Origin of the sequence: uncultured Legionella sp. (assembly GCF_937871865.1) — a bacterium.
In the GTDB taxonomy this organism is placed as follows: Bacteria; Pseudomonadota; Gammaproteobacteria; order Legionellales; family Legionellaceae; genus Legionella.
In genome coordinates, this window is record NZ_CALMPD010000171.1 from 1 (window position 1) to 2434 (window position 2434).

Genomic DNA, 2434 nt, shown 5'->3' on the forward strand with positions numbered 1-2434 from the left:
GCGTGTTAGGGTTAAAAATAAATGTATTACCTGCTGCATAAGCAGCATTAAAAAAGAACGCAAACAAAGAAATAAATAAACAACGGATAATAAATAACAAACGAAAGTTGGACTTTTCCATAATTATTCCTATCTTATTTCCATCACTTTCATTCTAGTTTAATTTTTAAACAAAGCAAACTGAAGCAACCTAAACAAGATAATTTTCAGTCAATAAAAGCACTACAAATGACGATTTACTGATCAATTCTTCAAATAAATCAAAACATAATGATGTTTTTACAGGAAAATCATAAATAAGTGTCCTAATATATATTTGAAACCCAAAAAAAGGATAACGTATCATGACAAGGAACTTGCTTCTAGCAACAACAATAGCATTAAGTAGTGCATTTATTCCCATGGTATCAAATGCCGATGACGCAGCTAGCCCTACTGAAATGCCAAAAGACAGCTGGCTAAGCTCAATGACCCCTTTATTACCCGATCTTATTTGTAAAGGCTTTATCCAGGATCCTGATTTGAAAAAAAGATTTGATGAAATTCAAATGACCTACGAACAATGTGTCACTAAAATCCCAGAAAGTACCAACAAATGTCAAAATGAACTCTACGCAAGTATGCCTGAAAAAATTAATAGTGAAAGTGCTGCAACTTGGGGACGAAAACTTGGTGAATGTATAGGAAAAGATTTTGCTGAAAAATACCTGGTTCCTAAAAGCTAATTCATTATTTTAAAGTCAGTTATAGATAAGAAATTTAGTGCCCTTAAGTACCGCGGCAAGTCCGCGGTATCCAATCAAATCGGTACAGGATACCACCACATATACTCTGTCTATGCTCGCAAAGCCCCTGTTTTATTCAAAAGTGGTTACTCGACTAAAACCCAAATCAAACGTGTTTATTTAAACGTACCTTGTTGTTGCGCTGCTGCTTGTAACTCTGCTGCCGTTAACGCATTAGCCTGTTTGAGAATTCTAATAATAGCGCTTTGCGCCTCTTTCTCGGTTTGAGTTTTAGACTTCGCATTCATCGCCCAATCCAATGCTGTCTTGGGATTAGTTTCCGATTGACCATTAATATTCAGTTCAATTTGATGATTCAACTTATATTTTACTATCAACTCAACAACTTCCTGTTTTAACCCAAAAGAAGCGCGTCTCAAAGCCAATTCAAAATTACTCATGCGTATTGGTTTAAGAATGACTTCTTCATGACATACTTTTAATACCTCATTCAGTAAGGGATGCTCTTGTTTCCAAATAAGGTAACGACGACATGCTCGTTGAAGTACAGACGTAGCTTGTTCTATTTTTTCTTCACGAGCTTTTTTATCAGCCATTCCCTCAGGCAGCCATGCATGATCGCCTTTGCGTTCTATTTTTTCCTGTTGTGAAGCGCTCTTCATTGTCGAACTATAGGAATTTTTTGACTCAATAAATTTGGCTATAGGTTGATAAAAACCAATATCACTACGTTCATAAAGTGCTAAAAAAGGTAACCATTTTTTCTGGAGCGGGATGATAGGAGGGATGCGTGTCCCTTCAGGTGCAACATTTCCATAAGCATAATTAAATAATGCCGGCCCTGACATATTAATTACGGAAAGCCTCATTAGATAAGCTTTAGGAGTTAACGCAGATGAGTTGTTGGATTCAACCTCTGATAGACCAATTAAATATTTTCTAAAATTGAATACATTAGGATTATCAGGATATAAATGATGGAAATTATCCATTATTAATTGAATGTCAGCTGAATTTGCCAACTGATTTATTTTGATATCAGGGGAGAACGTCTCCCAAGAATAAGCTTGTTTGTATCGATTAATTATATAATTTTTAACTTTTTCTAAAGATCGTAGCGCCTCATCAGATAATTGTGTTGGAATTTTATCATTCAGGCTAAATGCTAAAAAATCAGTGTTTGACATTAGCATCACGCTCGGTGGAGTAGGCATGTATTCTGCGGTAAAAAGTACTGGGCCACGTAATAATAAATGGTCCGCGTTAATCTGTGTTAAGGAAACACGAACGTCAAAATCACTGTATATGCCATACTTTTCGATTACTGGCGTTAAAAGACGTGTGCAATCAGAAGCCGCGGCCATATTTCCACCCTCTCCCTCAATCGCATGCTGAATTTCTGCTTCTGCATTGGCGTAAAGTTCTTGATCTTGGGATTGTTACATTTCAAATTTAAGCTTTTCAAATTCAACGGGAGTAATGTGATGTTGTTTGCAGAACAGATTTAGTTCTTGAATTGCTGTAGGTGAAAGACACGCTGAGCTGTAAATAAAAGACAGCGTCGCTGTGGGGTTATTGTGACGCATTTCAATAAAGCGTAATTGATCTTCAATTCCTAAGTAACTATCAGGATTTGTATAGCCAACACACGATAAATTGATTATTAGCAATGGCTCTGAAAAAGCTCA

The 2434-nt window shown here is 36.2% G+C and carries 1 protein-coding gene and 1 pseudogene; one reads left to right on the top strand and one right to left on the bottom strand.

Features of this window, described 5'->3' with window-relative positions; genetic code table 11:
• Positions 1 to 344: 344 nt before the first annotated feature.
• Positions 345 to 725, top strand: a complete 381-nt coding sequence (locus tag Q0495_RS09490) for a hypothetical protein (protein WP_298625359.1) — start codon at positions 345 to 347, stop codon at positions 723 to 725.
• Positions 726 to 901: 176 nt separating this feature from the next.
• Here Q0495_RS09490 and Q0495_RS09495 read toward each other — a convergent pair.
• A pseudogene (locus tag Q0495_RS09495) lies at positions 902 to 2170 on the bottom strand (glycosyltransferase family 88 protein); the annotation flags it as partial.
• Positions 2171 to 2434 lie beyond the last annotated feature (264 nt).